The 17,577-nt window shown below is 60.1% G+C and carries 14 protein-coding genes; 7 read left to right on the top strand and 7 right to left on the bottom strand.

The window, feature by feature from the left end; all coding sequences use genetic code 11:
- Positions 1 to 92: 92 nt before the first annotated feature.
- Entirely contained in the window at positions 93 to 254 is a 162-nt protein-coding gene (locus tag A6764_RS19575) for a hypothetical protein (RefSeq protein WP_176703334.1), read from the bottom strand.
- A 522-nt stretch (positions 255 to 776) separates the two neighbouring features.
- Complete coding sequence (locus A6764_RS19570; protein ID WP_029100614.1) at positions 777 to 1,001, bottom strand: hypothetical protein; 225 nt, start codon at positions 999 to 1,001, stop codon at positions 777 to 779.
- Positions 1,002 to 1,192: 191 nt separating this feature from the next.
- Between A6764_RS19570 and fabL the strand changes: the two genes are divergently transcribed.
- From fabL to ltrA, 7 genes are all read left to right on the top strand, one after another.
- Positions 1,193 to 1,951, top strand: coding sequence for an enoyl-[acyl-carrier-protein] reductase FabL (fabL, locus tag A6764_RS19565; RefSeq protein WP_029100613.1), 759 nt, complete (start codon positions 1,193 to 1,195; stop codon positions 1,949 to 1,951).
- Positions 1,952 to 2,074: 123 nt separating this feature from the next.
- Positions 2,075 to 2,488, top strand: coding sequence for a GNAT family N-acetyltransferase (locus tag A6764_RS19560; RefSeq protein ID WP_029100612.1), 414 nt, complete (start codon positions 2,075 to 2,077; stop codon positions 2,486 to 2,488).
- Positions 2,489 to 2,536: 48 nt separating this feature from the next.
- Positions 2,537 to 3,073 (top strand): DUF402 domain-containing protein, encoded by a 537-nt coding sequence (locus A6764_RS19555; RefSeq protein WP_029100611.1) that lies wholly within the window; start codon positions 2,537 to 2,539, stop codon positions 3,071 to 3,073.
- A 106-nt stretch (positions 3,074 to 3,179) separates the two neighbouring features.
- The gene (locus A6764_RS19550; RefSeq protein ID WP_065067794.1) at positions 3,180 to 4,973 is read left to right on the top strand and encodes an ABC transporter ATP-binding protein; all 1,794 of its coding nucleotides are present in this window, start codon (positions 3,180 to 3,182) and stop codon (positions 4,971 to 4,973) included.
- 91 nt (positions 4,974 to 5,064) lie between these two features.
- Entirely contained in the window at positions 5,065 to 6,273 is a 1,209-nt protein-coding gene (locus A6764_RS19545) for an MFS transporter (protein ID WP_035298521.1), read from the top strand.
- A gap of 131 nt (positions 6,274 to 6,404) precedes the next feature.
- Entirely contained in the window at positions 6,405 to 7,586 is a 1,182-nt protein-coding gene (locus A6764_RS19540) for an MFS transporter (RefSeq protein WP_264622339.1), read from the top strand.
- 603 nt (positions 7,587 to 8,189) lie between these two features.
- On the top strand, positions 8,190 to 9,452 hold the full coding sequence (gene ltrA, locus A6764_RS19535) for a group II intron reverse transcriptase/maturase (protein ID WP_065068426.1): 1,263 nt from the start codon (positions 8,190 to 8,192) through the stop codon (positions 9,450 to 9,452).
- A gap of 108 nt (positions 9,453 to 9,560) precedes the next feature.
- Here the strand turns inward: ltrA and A6764_RS19530 are convergent, their stop codons facing one another.
- The 5 genes from A6764_RS19530 to A6764_RS19510 all read right to left on the bottom strand — a co-directional run bounded on the left by A6764_RS19530 (position 9,561) and on the right by A6764_RS19510 (position 17,347).
- Positions 9,561 to 9,986 (bottom strand): PH domain-containing protein, encoded by a 426-nt coding sequence (locus A6764_RS19530; RefSeq protein ID WP_141669746.1) that lies wholly within the window; start codon positions 9,984 to 9,986, stop codon positions 9,561 to 9,563.
- A 115-nt stretch (positions 9,987 to 10,101) separates the two neighbouring features.
- On the bottom strand, positions 10,102 to 10,953 hold the full coding sequence (locus A6764_RS19525; protein WP_029100608.1) for an NAD(P)-dependent oxidoreductase: 852 nt from the start codon (positions 10,951 to 10,953) through the stop codon (positions 10,102 to 10,104).
- Position 10,954: 1 nt separating this feature from the next.
- Positions 10,955 to 11,785, bottom strand: coding sequence for an NAD(P)-binding domain-containing protein (locus A6764_RS19520; RefSeq protein WP_065067795.1), 831 nt, complete (start codon positions 11,783 to 11,785; stop codon positions 10,955 to 10,957).
- Positions 11,786 to 11,882: 97 nt separating this feature from the next.
- Positions 11,883 to 12,566: a zinc metallopeptidase gene (locus tag A6764_RS19515; protein ID WP_065067797.1), complete on the bottom strand. Its 684-nt coding sequence runs from the start codon at positions 12,564 to 12,566 to the stop codon at positions 11,883 to 11,885.
- Between the two features lie 248 nt (positions 12,567 to 12,814).
- Positions 12,815 to 17,347 carry a glutamate synthase-related protein gene (locus A6764_RS19510; protein WP_065067796.1) on the bottom strand — a complete coding sequence of 1,511 codons (4,533 nt, stop codon included), beginning with the start codon at positions 17,345 to 17,347 and terminating at the stop codon, positions 12,815 to 12,817.
- Positions 17,348 to 17,577 lie beyond the last annotated feature (230 nt).

The following is a 17,577-nucleotide window of genomic DNA, read 5'->3' as shown; positions in this document are numbered from 1 at the left end:
CGTCTATCGATTTGACTCCCGTGAACCGCATCCTTTGACGTTTTTGCCTGCTGCTCATACAACATCCCTCCTCATCGGGGTTCTGTTTCGCGTTACACGCGAGTGAGAAATTCCGGATACCGGGCGGCTTCGAGCGCCTGGGCCTCGGCGCGTTCCTGCAAATAGCGGGCGCGCTGGTACTCGGCGGCGCGCTGTTTGGCGCTGGGCTTTTTGCGCTCGATCTTCACCGTGAAAAACAAAAAGTGGAATACCATCCCTCTCACCTCCTTCCAAGGAAAAATTGACAAAAAAACCGCGGGCCAAAGCCTGCGGTCTTGTTTCCAGCAGCAAAGAAACAGAAAGACCGCAAGCGACAGCGCCTGCGGTCGGGTATACAACGAAAGGGGCATGGCAAAGACACGAGTCCTGCTACGATTCGTCCGTCCGGGAGGCACTGCCGTATGAAGTTGGAGCAACCACGAGCAAATCGGTTCCATTGGGATTTCCTTTGATCATCATAGCGGCACAGCCTCCTTTCCATTCAAGTGATGAATCGTATTCTTAGAATATGGCAATTTTTTCTTGGTGTAAAGCATTTTTTGCCCAATTGCAAGAAGAAAGTATTTTCTGACAACAATGGACAGCTCCGGCCTGGACGCGGGAGCCGGACAGCCTTTTGGCGGGGTTACCAGAACATGTACAGCAGTCCGATCATGGCGGCAAGACTGATCGCCACGATCCCGATGATGATGCCCCATTGGCGGGTTGCGGTTTTCATCGGCATTCCCTCCTTTTGTTCAATCGTAAATCGGCGCGGACGCGTGATCCCAGCCGCCGCCGTCTCCTCCGACCGGTCCGCGGGATTCCAGCTCGCGGACGATGCGGGCGTGGAGCGAACTCCCTTCGGCATTGAGATAGGCAGCCAGTTGGGACATGGCGTGATGGTAGTAGAGCAGTTCGTTCAATTCCCAACGGGAGAGCGGTGTCATCGTCAGCTCGGACAGTTCGCGGCCTATGAACATGAAAACACTCCTTCCCCGCCTTCCGGCACAAGTTGTTTCGTTTAGTATGGCTGTCCGCCGCCGCTTCCATCCCTGCCGTCCTGCCGCCGGGAGCAAGTGGTCCGGTGGCAAATCAGACAGTCCCGGTGTATAATGAGAATGTTCTTTTTTGGTACCTGATATTAATAGTTGGTGTGATAGGAGGAACCCTCATGCATACAAACCGAAAAGTGGCGCTCGTTACGGGCGGAACCCGGGGGATCGGCAAGGCAATCGCGCGCCGGCTGGCGGAACAGGGATATGACCTGGTGCTCAACTACCTGCGCAACCGCACGGCCGCCCGCGAAACGGCGGCGGAGCTGGAAGCCCTGGGAGTCCGCGTTCACCTGGTGAAGGCAAACGTGGGCGACGTGGCCAAAATCAAGGAACTGTTTGCCGAAATCGACCGGGAGTTCGGCCGCCTGGACGTGCTGGTGAACAACGCCGCGTCCGGTGTGCTGCGCCCGTTGATGGAACTGGAAGAGAGCCACTGGGACTGGACGATGGAGATTAACAGCAAGGCCCTGTTGTTCTGCGGACAGGAAGCGGCCAAACTAATGATGAAGAACGGCGAGGGCGGGAAAATCGTCAGCATCTCCAGCCTCGGCTCGATTCGCGTGCTGGACAACTACACCGCTGTCGGCGTTTCCAAAGCGGCACTGGAAGCCCTCACCCGCTACCTGGCCGTCGAACTGGCGCCATACAACATCGTCGTCAACGCGGTTTCCGGGGGAGCCGTGGACACCGACGCGCTCCGTCACTTCCCCAACCGCGAGGAGCTCCTGGCCCACTCGGCGGCGCGGACACCGGCCGGCCGCATCGTGGAGCCGGACGATCTGGCCAATGCGGTCATGTTCCTACTGTCCGATCAGGCCTGGATGATCCGCGGCCAGACCATTATCGTGGACGGCGGCCTGTCGCTGTTGACCTAAGTCCGTCTGGACCGGGCCGGACGGGCTGTATCCCCGATCGCGACCTGTTTCTCGCGTTCATACGGAGACAAAGTTGTCCAAGTGGTGTACAATAGGAGAAGAAGGCATCGAAGGAGGCAACGTATGCTGATTCGTCCGTTTCGGCTCGGTGACTATTCGGCGATAACGCGTATCTGGCAAGAAACCGGTTTGGAAGAATCGGAAACGGAGTCATTGAACGACCTGGCCAAACAGTTGGCCTGGGACAGCGATTTGGTCATGGTTGCGGAAAAGGATGGAGAAGTGGTGGGGGTGGTCGTCGGCACGATCGACGGATCACGCGCCTACTTTTACCGGTTGGCCGTTACTCCCCGCCTGCAGGGGACCGGCATCGGACGGAAGCTGGTGGAGGCGATCGAAAAACGCTTCCAGCAACGGGGTGTCCATCGCGTTTTGATCATGGTGAATCAGGACAACCCGGAGGTTCTCCCTTTTTACTATTCACTTGGCTACGAGATGCAAAAATATGTTACACTTTCCAAAAAGCTCTCTTCTTAAGGGAGGCTTATCCCCATTCATATAGAGAAGAGAAGAAAGGGGAGAGTCATGTCGCCAGCTCCAGGCTCCATCATCCGCATTGAAAGCTTTAAGCACGACCATTCACTGCACCGCATCTGGGACAAGACGACGCTGATTCATTCCAGCGATGCGGTCGTGATTGGGGGCAACGACCGGGTCAAGGTAACAGAGGCAGACGGCCGGGAATGGCGGACGAGAGAGCCTGCCATCTGCACGTTTGGCCGCGGACAGTGGTTCAATACCATCGCGATGATTCGCGACGACGGCATTTATTACTACTGCAACATCGGTTCGCCTTTTAGCCTGAAAGGAAATCTGTTGAGCTACATCGATTACGATCTGGACGTCAAAGTGTTTCCCGACATGACTTACACCATTCTCGACGAAGAGGAGTTTCTGCTGCACAGCAAGCAGATGAACTACCCTCCGTTCGTCGTCGAACGCGTGCAGACCGCTCTCCGGGAAGTGCTGGATTGGGTCCGCTTGCGGCGGGGCCCTTTTCAAAACGGATTTGTCCAACGCTGGTACGAGCGTTACCTGTTGGTGCGCGAAGACGAGGAATGATCCCTTTCCCGAACGGCCGGGAGAGGGATTTCCTTGTTTGGCCGGTCATCATCTGCCCCGGGAAGAATAGATGTAGGAGGGAAAGCGGGAACTGGCAAAAGGAGGGATGACCGTGAGCAGCATCCGGCGTTACATGGCCTACGTCATGCCCTATTGGAAACAGATCCTGGGGACCATTTTTATCGGCATCATCAAGTTTTCGATACCGCTGCTTCTGCCGCTGATGATCAAGTACGTGATTGATGACCTGCTGCCCAGCCCCATGCCCCGGGAGGAGAAGCTGACTCAACTGTTCTGGCTGATGGCGGTGGCGTTTGTGGTCTTTACCGTCGTGCGGGCGCCCGTGGAGTACCTGCGGCAGTACTACGCCCAGTGGGTGTCCAGCCGCATCTTGTTTGACATCCGCAACCAACTGTTCGCCCATCTGCAGCGGCTCTCCATGCGCTACTACAACAACCACAAGACGGGGGAAGTGGTCTCCCGGGTCATCAACGACGTGGAGTCGACCAAGAGCTTTATCGAAACGGGCCTGATGAACATCTGGCTGGACCTGATTACGATCGGCTTGACCCTCAGCGTGATGCTGTACATGGACGTGAAGCTCACGCTGGTCGCGATTCTGGTCTTTCCGCTGTACGCGGCGTCCGTCAAATACTTCTACAAGCGGCTGCGGCAGCTTACGCGGGAGCGCTCTGCCGCCCTGGCCCACCTGCAGGGTCACCTGCACGAGCGCGTAAACGGCATGTCGCTTATCCGCAGCTTTGCCCTGGAGGAGCACGAAACCCGGGCGTTCGCCAAGGAAAACAACCGCTTTCTGCAAAAGGCGCTGGACCATACGCGCTGGAACGCCAACACCTTTGCCGTGGTCAACACGGTCACGGACATCGCGCCGCTCATGGTGATCGCCTACGCCGGTTACCAGGTGATCGGGGGAACGCTCACCACCGGTACGCTGGTGGCGTTTTACGCGTATCTGGAACGCCTCTACACGCCGCTGCGCCGGCTGGTCAACTCGTCCACCACGCTGACGCAGGCCGTGGCTTCGATGGATCGGATGTTTGAATTTATCGACGAATCGTATGACATCGTCGACAAGCCCGGCGCCGGCCGGCTGCCGGTCGATCCGCGGACGGGGCGGATTCGCGGCGAAATCCGGTTTGAAAACGTCTCGTTTCGCTATCGGGAGGAAGGGCCGCTGGTGCTGGATCACGTCAATTTGACGATCAATCCGGGCGAGACGGTCGCCATCGTCGGCATGTCGGGCGGAGGCAAGACCTCGCTGATCAGCCTGCTGCCCCGCTTCTGGGATGTGACGGAAGGACGGATCACCATCGACGGGGTCGACATCCGCGACGTACAGCAGCAGAATCTGCGCAGCCACATCGGCATGGTGCTGCAGGACAACATCCTGTTCAGCGAATCGGCGCGGGTGAACATCCTGATGGGCAATCCTGAAGCGGATGAAGCGGCCGTGATCGAAGCGGCCAAGGCGGCCAACGCCCACGAGTTCATCATGGAACTGCCCGAAGGATACGACACCGAGCTGGGCGAGCGGGGAGTCAAGCTGTCCGGCGGGCAAAAACAGCGGATTGCCATCGCCCGCGTCTTCCTGCGCGATCCGGGCATCCTGATTCTGGACGAGGCCACGTCGGCGCTCGACCTGGAGTCGGAGCACATGATTCAGGAGTCGCTGGCCCGCCTGACCAAAGGGCGCACCACGATCATCGTGGCTCACCGCCTCTCCACCATCACCCACGCGGACAAGATCGTGGTGATGAAAGAGGGGCGGATTGTCGAACAGGGAAGACACGAAGAATTGCTGGCGCAAAAAGGTGTGTATCATAATCTGTGGAGCGTGCAGGATCTGGGCGCTCCCACGGAACAGCAACCGGTGTCGTAGGGAACCCAGCCTGTCAACGAAAACGCGTGGGGCCGCGGAGGAGACGACGAGGCCGACGCGTTTCCTCGCACCGGAAAGGAGGAGGGCTCCCGTGGAAACGTGGAGACGCAACTTGTATGTACTGTGCGGGGCGCTGTTTGTCGTCATGATGGCGATGAGCATGGTCATGCCGTTTTTGCCTCTGTATATCCAGCAGGATTTTGGGGTGGAAGACCCGCATGAAGTGACCGCATGGGCAGGAGTCATTTTTGGCGCCAACTTTTTGACCGCCAGTCTGGTGTCCCCGATCTGGGGCAATCTGGCTGACAAGTACGGCCGCAAAATCATGATCTTGCGCTCCGGTTACTTCATGTCCGTCATCATCGCGGCGACCGGTTTTGCCGGGAGCTTGTGGCAGCTTTTGGCCCTGCGCCTCTTGAACGGAACGGTGGGAGGCATCATCCCGGCCAGCACGGCCCTGGTCGCCTCCAACGCGCCCAGGGAAAAAGCGGGGTGGGCATTGGGGCTGCTGCAGTCGTTCGTGACCGCGGGCTCCATTATGGGACCGCTGATCGGCGGGGTGTTGGCCGATCGGATCGGGTTCCGCATGATCTTTGTCGTGACCGGCAGCCTGGTCCTGTTGGCGACGCTGGTGATTACGTTTACCGTAAAGGAAGCGTTTGTGCCCCCGAAGGCCAGGGAACGCTCCAGTCTGTCGGATGATTTTCGCAAGATTTTCACCTCCAGGGAGCTGCCGGCGGTCTTCTTCGTGACGGTGATGATCCAGTTTGCCCTGTTCAGCATCGTGCCGGTGCTGCCGATTTACATTTCGCAGCTTTTGCATCAGCAGGGAAACGTCGCCTTCTGGGCGGGCGTGGTCCAGGCGTCCACCGGCATCGCCAACGTGCTGGCGGCGCCGCTCTTGGGACGGTTGGGAGACCGGTACGGCTCCCACCGGGTCTTGTTCGGCAGCCTGCTGTTCGCGGCCACATTGTTCGTTCCGCAGGCCCTGGCGGCAAATGTTACCCAGTTGGCGGTGCTGCGGTTTTTGCTCGGCTTGTCGCTCGGCGGCCTGCTCCCCTCTGTCAACGCCCTGCTGCGCCGTCTCACGCCCAGTCACATGATCAGCCGCGTGTACGGGTACAACAACAGCTTTGTCAGCATGGGCAGCATGTTGGGGCCGATGATCGGCGGCTTCCTGGCCGGTTTCGTCAGCATCAACGGGGTGTTCCTGATGACCAGCGCCCTGCTGTTCATCAATGCCGGCTGGGTGTTCTTCAGCTTCTTCCGAAAAAAGCCCTTGCGGGAAACGGAGACATAAGAAATTCGTAACCACGTCCATGGAAAGGAGCGTTCCTCCCTTGTGATCCTTTTGTCGGTTTGCGCGTGTACAACCGAATAACGCATCTTCAGGGACACGGTTGGCCCTGAAGCCGACAGGAGGATCGTATCATGCTGAACAAGCCTTTTTGCTTCCTCTGGATGGGGCAGTCGCTGGCCAATCTGGGGGATGTTTTTTATGTCGTGGCGGTGATCTCCGCCGTGTATGCCGCGACGGATTCCGCCGTCTTCACCGCGATGGTGCCGGTGCTGTTTGTCGCCGCCCAGGCGGTGAGCGGTTTTCTGGCCCCGCTGGTGTTTCAGCGCATGCCGTTGCTGGCCGTCCTGATCATGTCGCAGGGGGCGAAGACGCTCCTGCTGTTCCTGGCCACACGGCTCGTGGCCGGCAGCGGAGCGCACGCGCAGGCGGTCCTGTCCGTACTCGTCCTAGTGTTTGCCATCGCGTTTCTGGATGGCTGGGCCGCTCCGGCGCGCAACGCCCTGGTGCCCCGACTGGTGGAGCGGGAGCGCCTGCTTCGGGCCAACGGCTTGTTGGCCGCGACGGACCAGTCCGTCCAGTTTGCCGGATGGGCGGCGGGGGGCCTGCTGGTTGCCTGGCTGGGGCACGCTGCCGTACTCTGGGGAACGTCGGCCGCGTATCTGTTGGCCACTGTGGCGCTGATTTTCGTCCATCCCGTCTCCGGGACGGAACGGCGCGAGGATGACAAGGGCTTGCTGGCCGGCTGGCGGGCCATCGGCCGAAACAGGCGGCTCCGTTTGCTCGTGGCGATTGACGTGCTGGAAGGATGGGCGGGAGCGGTCTGGGTTGCCGCTATCATGCTGCCGTTTGTGACCCAAGTTCTGAAGAAAGGGGAAGCGTGGTGGGGCTATCTCAACGCGGCCTACATGCTTGGCTCGATTGCGGGCGGCGCCGTCATGCTGGCACTCGCCTCCCGCCTGCGGGACAACCTGCCGCGCTGGGTGACGGTCGGAACGGGAGCCAGTGGTCTCGTCACCCTGCTGTTTGGTGCAAGCGGCAGTCCGGTTGCAGCTCTCGTTTTCTCGTTTGCGCTGGGGCCGGTGTTTCAGCTCCAGGCGATCGCCAAACAAACCATGCTGCAGCAGGCGGCCGGCGAGGCGGACCTGCCCGTCGTGCTGTCCGCCAAGGGAACCATGGATGCGCTGGTCTTCGGCTGCTCGGTGCTGGCGATGGGAGCGGCAGCCGAATGGCTGGGGCCGCGCTGGGCTTATTTCCTCGCCGCCGCGCTGACCGGAATCGCCGCGCTGCTGGCATTGCGTTTGCGGAGAGTGTAAGGAAGGCACAGAAAAAGCCCCCTCCGGGTGTACCGGAGGGGGCTGCTGCGGTGCGCCCGGCATGGGCGGTAGCTATAGGGTGAAAGTCCCGAACGGGGGTTGGCTGTACCAACCGTTAGCCTAAGGCAAGGGTGTCCGCCGCGAGGCGGAATCTGAAGGAAGCCGGCGGCAAAGTCCCGACCTGAGGTACACGAACCCGATTTGAGGCTGTTGTACTTGGGCGAGCCTGCCGCACAAGGTGAAGCCCCATACAGCCAAAGGGTACAACAGTAAATTGGGCAGGTACATGGGACGAAGGCTACCGCTCTTACCCGGGGAGGTCTGCATGGTACGCCTACTATCGTTGGCAACCGCCTCCGTGAGGGGGCGTTGAACATGCAGAAGTCAGCAGAGGCCATAGTACCCCAATCGGGGACGCCTGAGGGGGAAGGGCCGAACATCAAGTCAGCATATGTCCCAACCTCTTTCGATACGGTGTGTCGAAGCAGAATTCAGAACTGGAACTTCCTCTGGAGAGTAGGGGTGAAGCCCCGAGGGTACAGAGAAGGGCTGAGCATCGTACGGCAAGCTTGGCGACATGTGCGCGGAGGAAGGAGTATCGTTATGGATCTGCTGGAGAAGGTTCTGTCTCGGGACAACCTCACGGCCGCCCTCAAACGAGTGGAAGCCAACAAAGGCGCTGCGGGAGTCGACGGTGTTTCAACTGAACAACTGCGCGACTACCTTCGCCTGCACTGGGCGACCATCCGGTCGCAAATCGAGACGGAAACCTACAAACCGACTCCTGTTCGCAGGGTCGAAATCCCGAAACCTGACGGGGGAATACGGTTGCTAGGCATCCCTACCGTGGTAGATCGCTTCATCCAGCAGGCCATCCTGCAGGTATTGACTCCCATCTTTGACCCAGAATTCTCCGATTCAAGCCTCGGATTCCGCCCGGGTCGCCGCGCTCACAATGCTGTGCAGAGAGCGCAACAGTACATCAAGGAAGGATTCCGGTATGTGGTCGACATCGACCTGGAGAAGTTCTTCGACCGGGTCAACCATGACATCCTGATGAGCCGGGTAGCCCGCAAGGTGAAGGACAAGCGTCTCCTTAAACTAATCCGCGCTTACCTGCAATCCGGAGTTATGGTCAACGGAGTGTGCGTCTCAACGGAAGAGGGTACACCGCAAGGTGGCCCCCTGAGTCCGTTGTTGGCCAACATTCTGCTGGACGACTTGGACAAGGAACTGGAAAGGAGGGGACACCGTTTCTGCCGCTATGCGGACGACTGCAACATCTATGTCCGCACCAAACGCGCGGGGGAACGGGTAAAGGCGAGCGTGGAGCGATACTTGACCAGGGTGCTCAAACTCAAGATAAACCAACAGAAAAGTGCGGTAGATCGGCCGTGCAATCGAAAGTTCCTCGGCTTTAGCTTTGCTCCGGGAAAAGAGGCACGGATACGCCTGCATCCCAAATCGATCATCCGGTTAAAAGAACGAATTCGCCAACTGACCAACCCGCATTGGAGCATCCCTATACAGGAGCGAATTCAAAAACTCAACCAATACCTCATGGGATGGATCGGATATTTTGCGTTGGCTGAGGCGAAAACCCACCTCCTGCGGATTGAGGAATGGATTCGCCGAAGGCTCCGTCTCTGCCTGTGGACGCAATGGAAACGAATCCGTACGCGATACCGCGAACTTCGTTCCCTCGGTCTTCCCCACAGCAAAGCACTGGAGATTGCAAATACCCGCAAGGGTGCATGGCGAACAACCAAATCTCCGCACATTCACAAAGCCCTTGGTATTACCTACTGGCAACAACAAGGGCTCATGAGTTTGGTGCAGCGATATTTCGCACTTCGTCAAGCTTGATGAACCGCCGTATACCGGACGGTATGTACGGTGGTGTGAGAGGACGGGGGTTAGTCGCCCCCTCCTACTCGATTGGAAGGGGCGGTTTCATTTCCCTGTCCCGTTTGTTTACCATTCCATGACCGCATGCGGACAGCGCTTTTGCAGCAAACGCATAAACGCTTCCCGGTCTTTTGGTGAAATCAGCACCGTTTTTTGATGATTGTATACAATTTCAAGCCTTTTCAGCGACAAGGCCGGACTGGCAAGCGGGTTTGAAGTTTTTCTCACCCTGTTGATGCTGTCGAGCGGGATGATTTTCTTGAACGGTCCGTATTGGATGATCAAGGCATCGTTTTCGATGATGTAGCAGACCGACGTAACCAGCCAGAGGAGGAAACAAGGCAAAACGAAGTGAACGAAAAACAGGGCGATTCTTTCGTTTGTTCCCAAGGTTCCTGTAAACAAGGATTGGACCCCTTCCAGAATCACCAGCAGCATGGTCCCCCAGATCACAACGGCCAGCCAACGATCTACTCTTGAAGGGAATCTCACAGCGTCCCACTCCTCCTTTCTCGTGATACCATCCTACCATGATTGTAGCAAACAGCACGTTCTGTTCTCCACCCACTGCTGTCTCTGCCTGTGCAAAATAAAAAATGGACCGGCTCTACTTCCGGTCCAGAAAACGCAGAATCGCCATCACGTCCAGATCGCCCAGGCCGTCCTCCAGCGCGGCGCGGTAGCAGGCGGCCACCGATTCGGCCAGCGGCGTGGAGACGCCTTCTTCCCGGGCGAGGCGCAGGTCTTTGGCCATGTGCTTGAGGGCAAACGCGGCCGGGTAGTCGTCGGCGAGAATGGACGCTTCCTTGCCGCGGATCAGCGGCGTGCCGACCGCGCTCTCCGCGATGATGGTCAGCATCTGCTCGGTCGGGATGCCCATGCTGCGGGCGAACAGCAGGGTTTCGGCCGCTCCCTGCACGGTGATGCCCAACAGCAGGTTGATGGCCAGCTTGGCCGACGTGCCGGCGCCGTTGGGGCCGAGGTGAAGCGCCAGCTTGCCCAGCTTGTCCAGTAGCGGTTTGACTTGGGCAAAGTCGCTCTCGTCGCCGCCGACCATGATTACCAGCTTGCCTTCTTTGGCCGGGCCGACACTGCCGGAGACCGGCGCGTCCAGGAAGCGGAAGCCCGCCTGCCGGCACTGTTCCGCCACAAAGCGGGACGTCTCCGGAGAGACCGTGCTCATGTCCACGGCCAGTGTGCCGCGCGCACCGGAAGCGAGCAGACCCTCCGGTCCGGTGTAGACCGCCTTGACCGCCTCGTCATCGCTTACCATCGTAAACACGATATCGCATTCCGCCGCCAGTTCGGCCAACGAGCCGGCCAGGGCGGCTCCCCGCGCGAGCAGCGGCTCCGCCTTGTTTGGCGTGCGGTTCCACACCTTCACCTCATATCCGGCGGCCAACAGATTGCCGGCCATCGGAATGCCCATATTGCCCAGCCCGATCCATCCGATTTTCATCTCATCTGTCTCCTTTCTCGTTGCGGGAAAACTGCTGCAGCCGTTCTTTCAGCAGGGCGTGTTTGGCTTTCGTCACAGCAAACAGGTCGTCAAACGCGGCCGGGAGCGTGCGGTCCAGCACGCGCAGCCCTTCTTCGGTGATGCCCCCTTTGGTGGCGACCCGTTCGATCAACCGGTGAAAATCGAGCCGCTCGTTTTCCAGCAGCAGCGCAGTGCCCATGAGCGTCTCCGCCAGCATCCGGCGTGCCGTATCCAGTTCCAGTTCCGGGGACTGCCGCACCGCAGCCCGGGCAAACGCGTCGAGGATGCCGGCAAAGAGACCGGGAGCGCTGCTGGTCAGAATGGTGGCCGTCTCGATGCTCTCCTCCGAGACCTCCTCCGCATTCCCCAGCGCGGTCAGCAAACGGAGCAGATCCGCCCGCAGCGCAGGCGTCACGCAGCGTCCGCAGGCGTACAGGGAGACGCCGCGCAGTTCCTGCGAGGTTACCGTCGGAATCACTTTGCTGACGGGCCCCGCGTGGACCGCCTCCAGGTCGGCCAAGGTGACACCGGCCGCGACGGAGACGAGGTGCATCTCCGCGGGGAGGTCGAGCGTTTTCAGCAGCGGCAGCACATCAAGCGGTTTCGTGCAGATGAACACGATGTCCGCCCGTTGGCACACCTCTTGAGCGGTCGATGCAATCGCAAACGGGTATTCCCGCCGCAGACGCTCCGCTTTTTCCCGCGTCCGGTTGAAGACGACGAGTTCGCCGGGGGTGACGACGCCGCTTTTGCAAAAGCCTTTCACCAACATCTGCCCCATGCTGCCCAAACCGATTATTCCTATGTACATACATGCCTTCTCTCCTATCGTAGCGGATTTAATGAAAAAGGTACAGTCTCCCGAAACCGGGAGGCTGTACCTGTCAGTGCATGCGCTGCAATTCTCATCAGTCTTCGTTGGAGCTGCTGAAGATCATCACGTATTTGGCCAGTTCGAGCACGGAGATCAGCGCGGCGGCCACATAGGTGAGCGCGGCGGCACCCAGCACCTTGTTGACGCCCCGTTCTTCCGTGTTGCGGATGAAGCCCATTTTGACCATCATGTCTTTGGCGCGGCTGCTTGCGTTGAACTCGACCGGCAGCGTGATCAGTTGGAAGGCGACCGCTGCGGAGAAGAAGACGATCCCCAAAAGCAGCAGATTGGCCGCGTGGAAGAAGAAGCCGGCCAGCAACAGCAGCGGTGCGATCCCCGACGCGAAGTTGACGACCGGGAAGATGCGGTGGCGAGCCACCAGCATCGGGTAGGAGACCTTGTGCTGCACGGCGTGCCCTACCTCGTGGCAGGCGACGGAAATAGCCGAGATGGAATTGCCGAAGTAGACCGGATCGGACAGACGGACCGTGCGGGAAATCGGATCGTAGTGGTCGGTCAGCGTACCGGGGATGTGTTCAACCGGAACGTGCGTCAGGCCGTTGGCATCCAGCATGCGGCGGGCTGCCTCCGCACCGGTCAGGCCGGAAGACGCGGGAACATCGGCGTAGCGGTTGAACGTTCCCTTGACGCGAAACTGGGCCCACAGCGACAGGCCGAACGCGATGAAAATCAGAAAGTCCATGGGGTGAAACAAAATCATTCGCTCTCACTCCTCATCTATAATCATGCCTGTTTGGAACAACACAACCTAGTTTGCCCTACACGTATTTGTACGATCATCACAGGTGACGGTTTCACTATTTATTGTACAGTCTTTGACCAACATTGACAATATCAGCGAATGCTTATATGTGGCAAAAAAAGCACTCTTCCCGGAGTGGGAAGAGTGCGAGTGGTTGCAGGACGTCGGTCTCGTCCGGCAGGCTGCTGATTCGTCGGGGAGCGTCACTCGGTGGAGACAGACGGATCGGCCTGCTCTTTTTTCGGCGAAATCATCAGGAAGTGGGAGGCCGGATCGTCGATCAGCTTTTGGATGCGGCCCGCCGTCTCGTACTGCTCGGTGGCAAGCAGTTCTTCCTTGTAGGCGGAGAGCAGCTCGCGCACATCGCTTACGCCTTTTTCGTCCAGATGGTAGAGGAACACCTTCGCCCCCTTGGCGATCCGGCGCTCCAGGGCTGCCCGGTCAAAGCCCATCTCTGGCTGGAGGCGGACGTAGACGACACCGCCGGTCATGCCCGCGCAGATCCACGGACCGGGATCGCCCAGCACGACGGCGCGCCCGTTGGTCATGTACTCAAAGGCAAAGCCTTTCAGGTTGGCCCGTGCCCCGATGCCGCCCAGCTCGTCGCGAATTGGCTCGGTAATTTCGCCGCCGAACACGACGTCTGCCCCGGAGAGGCGGATGCAGGCGCGGGAATCAGCGTTGCCCTGCACGATGAACAAGCCTTTTTGTGCCCCGTAGCAGAAGCTCTTGCCGACGGAGCCGTTGATGTACGCGCCGTTCACCCCCTTGTGCTTGAGGATGGAGACGCGGCCGCCAAAGCTGGTTTTGCCGACGCCGTCCTGGGCGCCGCCTTCCACGCGAATGGTAACGCCCTGTGCGTTGTAGGCGGCCAGACCATTGCCCGGCACGCTGCCGCCGGTGAAGTGGAGCGACACTTCCGGCAGAGAAGCGTAGCTGCCGTCCAGGTAATCTTTCACCCGTGCGCCGGACCAGCGGCTGCCCAGCACGCGTTCACTGGACAGAATGCCGGCAAACGTCTCCCGGATGGGACGATCCGGGCTGAAGTAGCGGTTCTCCGATGCGGCGGCAGCGCCGGCGGTGACCAGCACGCGCTCCTCCGCTTCTTTCGCCTGTACGGCGGCTGTCTCCGGCGTGTACAGCGGATGGACAGCCAGCAGCGCCGACAGGTCGATTCGCTCCAGCAGGCGGGTTTGGACCAGGAGGTCGGAGCGGCCGACCAGATCCTGCGTGCGGCTGAAGCCGAGCGCAGCGGTGATGCGGCGCACTTCCTCGCCAAACAGGGTAAAGAAGGTTTTCAGCCCGTTGACGGCCAGGTCGAACTGGCGCGGCACAAAGCGGCGCAGCCCTTTTTCGTGGGCCTCTTCCAGCGAGTCGATCTGGGTGGCGATGCCCACGTGGCAGGTGTCCAGGTGACAGCCGCGGCAGGTGGTGCAGCCGACGGCGATCATGGCCAGGGTGCCGAAGCCGACGCGATTGGCGCCGAGCAGCATCAGCTTGACGACGTCCGCTGCGCTTTTCACGCCGCCGTCGGCCCACAGTTCCACCTTGTGGCGAAGCCCTGCTTCGAGCAAGGCATTGTGGGCGGCTTTGACGCCGATCTCGGCCGGCAGCCCCACGTGCTGCAGGGCGTGGACGCGGGCCGCCCCCGTTCCTCCGTCAAAGCCGGAGAGGGTGATGAAGTCGGCGCCTGCCTTGGCGATGCCGACGGCGATGGTCCCGATGTTGGGCACGACCGGCACCTTGACGCACACCTTGGCTTCGTGGTTGGCCGTCTTCAGCTCCGTGATCATCTGCGCCAGATCTTCGATGGAGTAGATGTCGTGGTTGTTGGACGGCGAGATCAGGTCGGAGCCGATCGTGGCGTTCCGGGCGGCGGCGATTTTCGCCGTTACCTTGGAGCCGGGCAGGTGTCCCCCTTCGCCCGGTTTCGCCCCCTGGCCGATCTTGATTTCCAGGATATTCGCCGCGTTGGCCAGTTCCACGTTGATGCCGAAGCGTCCCGACGCCACCTGGATGCCGCGCGTTTTGCGGTAGCGGCCGAGCATGTCTTTGATTTCGCCGCCTTCGCCGTTCATGCAGATCATGTTGAGCTGGTCGGCGGCTTCGGCGAAGGCGCGGAAGGCCGTTTCGTTCTGCGAGCCGAACGACATGGAGGAGATCAAAAACGGCAGCGAGTGCTCGCCTACGCTGATGTCCACCTGTGCCGGATCCACCTGCCGCTCGGTCCGGTCATAGGCAAAGTCGGCCACGTGACGAATCGCAATCGGGTTGTCCCGTTCGTTTTCTTCCAGCTTCAACGCGTAGTCGGCGTACGGAATCTCGCCGGCGGCCACCTGCCCGATCAGTTTCCACAGGCGGGGGAAAATGTGGAACGTCTTGGCTTCCCGCGCCGTCGCACTGGCGTAATCCTCGTGCCGTTTGACGCTGTCCGCCTCCAGATCGGCAAAGGAGAGGCCGGCCCGATCGGAACCGCAGAAGTTGACGATGGAGAGCGCCTCCGCCACGTCCTTGTGCAGCCCGATGGAGGAGAACAGCCGGCCGTAGCCGCGCAGTTCGTGGATGCCGATGGTGGAGATCACTTTCTCCAGCCCCTTGTTCAGCGCGACGTAGAGATTGGCGGCCGATGCCGCTCCCTCTTTGGCAAAGGCGGTGGCAAACATCAGGTACGGCGAGACCGCGTCCGCTCCGGAACCGAGCGACAAGGCCAGGTCGTGCAGCGAACGGACGGCGCCGGAGCGGAGGATGATGCCGGCCCGGCGGCGCAGGCTGGTGCCGTCGGCGTCAAACGCCGCTTTCAAGCCTTGGTCGACAGCGGTCACGGCGAGCAGCGGATCGATCCAGTACCGGCCGTTCTGATGCGTCTCCGTGTCGTCCAGCACGAGCAGCACGGCTCCGTTTTGCACCGCCTGCACGGCCGATTCCTGCAGCCGTTTCAGCCCGCTTGCGAGTCCGCTTTCCCGCTCGAAGTGGGTCGAGAGGATCGCGATGCTGGACGGATGGTTGTTGAAGTAGTGAATCACCTGTTCCAGCGACAGCGTGCCCTGCTGCTGCGCCGTCTCCTGGAGCGACTGCCCTTCGAAGAGCAGCGGCGAGGGCAGCTCCAGGCGCAGGCCGTCCGAGGATTTGCCGGACAGCGGTACGCGGGTCCCGATCACGACGCGCGTGGAGAAATGCTCCATCTCCCGGTCGCGGTCAATCGCCGGGTTGGTGACGACGGCCACGCTTTCCTTGATGTAGTCGGCCAGGTTTTGCCGCTCCTTGGACAGTGCCGCCAGCGGCCCGTCGTGGCCGAGCGAACGGATCGGTTCGGCGCCGTTGGCGGACATCTGCTCCACGAGCTGAATCTGCTCGCGGTCCCAGCCGAACGCGCTGTAGACGGAAGAGGTCGGAGCCGGCGTGTCCGGTTCGGCGACGAGCGCGTTGGTCTCATAGGCAAAGTGCAGGTGCTGACGGGCACCGGCCGCCTCCACCTTTTCCGCGAAGCGGTCGCGGACGATCTCCTGCAGCTTGTGGTGCGGGATCACTTCCACCTCGCGCCCCTCGTGCAGGATGACGCCCACCTTCTCCCCGGGCGCCAGGGATTTCGGTTCACTCGCCATTTGATGAACCGGAATGATCCCCTGCTCGGAGGAGAAATAATAGGACGTGGCGCTTTCCACCATCCACAGCGGTCTCAGCCCCAGGGCGTCGACGCTGAACACGCACTCGCTGCCGTACCGCGAAACGATCCCGGCCGGTCCCTGGGCGAAGTGGCCCCAGGCCTGGCGCAGGTACGTGTACAAGTCCTGCAGGTCATCCGGCAGGTTTTTCATCTCGTGATGGATCGGCGGGAACACCACTTCCATCGCCTCGAACAGGCTCAGGCCGTACCGGTGAATGAAGGTCTCGATCGTGCGGTTGACGTTTTGCGAGTCGCTGCCGCCGTCGACCAAAGGCACGCCGAGCATCTGCGCTTCTTCTTCCAGCTTGCTGATCGTGTTGATCTCGCCGTTGTGGCCCAAGAGGGAAAACGGCTGAACGCGGAAGAAGTTGGACAAGGTATTGGTGGAATAGCGGTTGTGACCGATGGTGACGGACGAGACAAAGCGTTCGTCGGCCAGGTCGTGAAAGTACTGAGGCAGAATGTTGGCGGCGCCCATTACCTTGTACGCGCTGGTAACCGGGCTGAGCGAAGCGACGTGCACGTTGTGGGCCGATTCGATGGCGATGTGCAGCTCGAACAGGCGGCTGGCATACGCGGCTTGGCTCAAGCCTTCCGGCGCGAAGACGGCCAGCTGCCAGAAGACGGGTTCGTCCCGCCTGCCGTTTTTGCCGAGCACCGCCGGGTTGACGGCGTTTTCCCGCTCCAGCAGGATCTCCACGCCGTGCGCGGCGAACAGCCCGCGAATCGCTTCCTGGACGGCCTGCGGGTCGTGGCCCGTGCGCGGCACGAAGATGTGGGCGACGGCAAAGCGCGGATCACGGGCCACGTCGCCGTCCAGCCCGGCCTGGTGCAGATAGGCCGACCAGAGCGCGCGGGGGATGTCCGTCAGAATGCCACAGCCGTCCCCTTCCCCGTCGATAAAGCCTGAGCGGTGTTCCATCTGGATCAGCGAGCGGATCGTTTCCTGCACGTTGGTCCGCGTCGGCGTTCCCGACTTCTCGATGATACAGATGATGCCGCAGCTGTCGTGTTCGATCGCATGGTAGCCTTGAAACTGCTCAATCGTTTTTCTCTGTCTGTTGTGTAGCATGGTCTCGGTCAGATGGCCTGACCCTCCACCTCCCTGTAGACAATTCGGAAAGTTCAAAATTGTAATGTCTAGAATACCACGAATAAAAGGGGGACACAAGGAATCGTCTGGCTTTTTATGCGTTTGAAAGCGTTTTTATGCAAATAAAATGTTTTTGTTCGATAAAAACGGCTGTCCCACGGGCTTTAAAAAAAGCGCATTCCCCTTTGGTAAATAGAGGAATGCGCTTT

The sequence above is a fragment of the Brevibacillus sp. WF146 genome (assembly GCF_001673705.2).
Classification (GTDB): Bacteria; Bacillota; Bacilli; order Brevibacillales; family Brevibacillaceae; genus Brevibacillus; species Brevibacillus thermoruber.
The sequence above is the reverse complement of the archived record's forward strand: the minus strand, read 5'-3'. Positions and strand labels throughout refer to the sequence as shown.

Coding starts and splice junctions, on each gene's coding strand:
- ltrA (WP_065068426.1), top strand. CDS start 8,190: ATGGATCTGCTGGAGAAGGTTCTGTCTCGGGACAACCTCACGGCCGCC.
- A6764_RS19575 (WP_176703334.1), bottom strand. CDS start 254: ATGGTATTCCACTTTTTGTTTTTCACGGTGAAGATCGAGCGCAAAAAG.
- A6764_RS19560 (WP_029100612.1), top strand. CDS start 2,075: ATGCTGATTCGTCCGTTTCGGCTCGGTGACTATTCGGCGATAACGCGT.
- A6764_RS19525 (WP_029100608.1), bottom strand. CDS start 10,953: ATGAAAATCGGATGGATCGGGCTGGGCAATATGGGCATTCCGATGGCC.
- A6764_RS19570 (WP_029100614.1), bottom strand. CDS start 1,001: ATGTTCATAGGCCGCGAACTGTCCGAGCTGACGATGACACCGCTCTCC.
- fabL (WP_029100613.1), top strand. CDS start 1,193: ATGCATACAAACCGAAAAGTGGCGCTCGTTACGGGCGGAACCCGGGGG.
- A6764_RS19540 (WP_264622339.1), top strand. CDS start 6,405: ATGCTGAACAAGCCTTTTTGCTTCCTCTGGATGGGGCAGTCGCTGGCC.
- A6764_RS19510 (WP_065067796.1), bottom strand. CDS start 17,347: ATGCTACACAACAGACAGAGAAAAACGATTGAGCAGTTTCAAGGCTAC.
- A6764_RS19520 (WP_065067795.1), bottom strand. CDS start 11,785: ATGTACATAGGAATAATCGGTTTGGGCAGCATGGGGCAGATGTTGGTG.
- A6764_RS19555 (WP_029100611.1), top strand. CDS start 2,537: ATGTCGCCAGCTCCAGGCTCCATCATCCGCATTGAAAGCTTTAAGCAC.
- A6764_RS19550 (WP_065067794.1), top strand. CDS start 3,180: ATGACCGTGAGCAGCATCCGGCGTTACATGGCCTACGTCATGCCCTAT.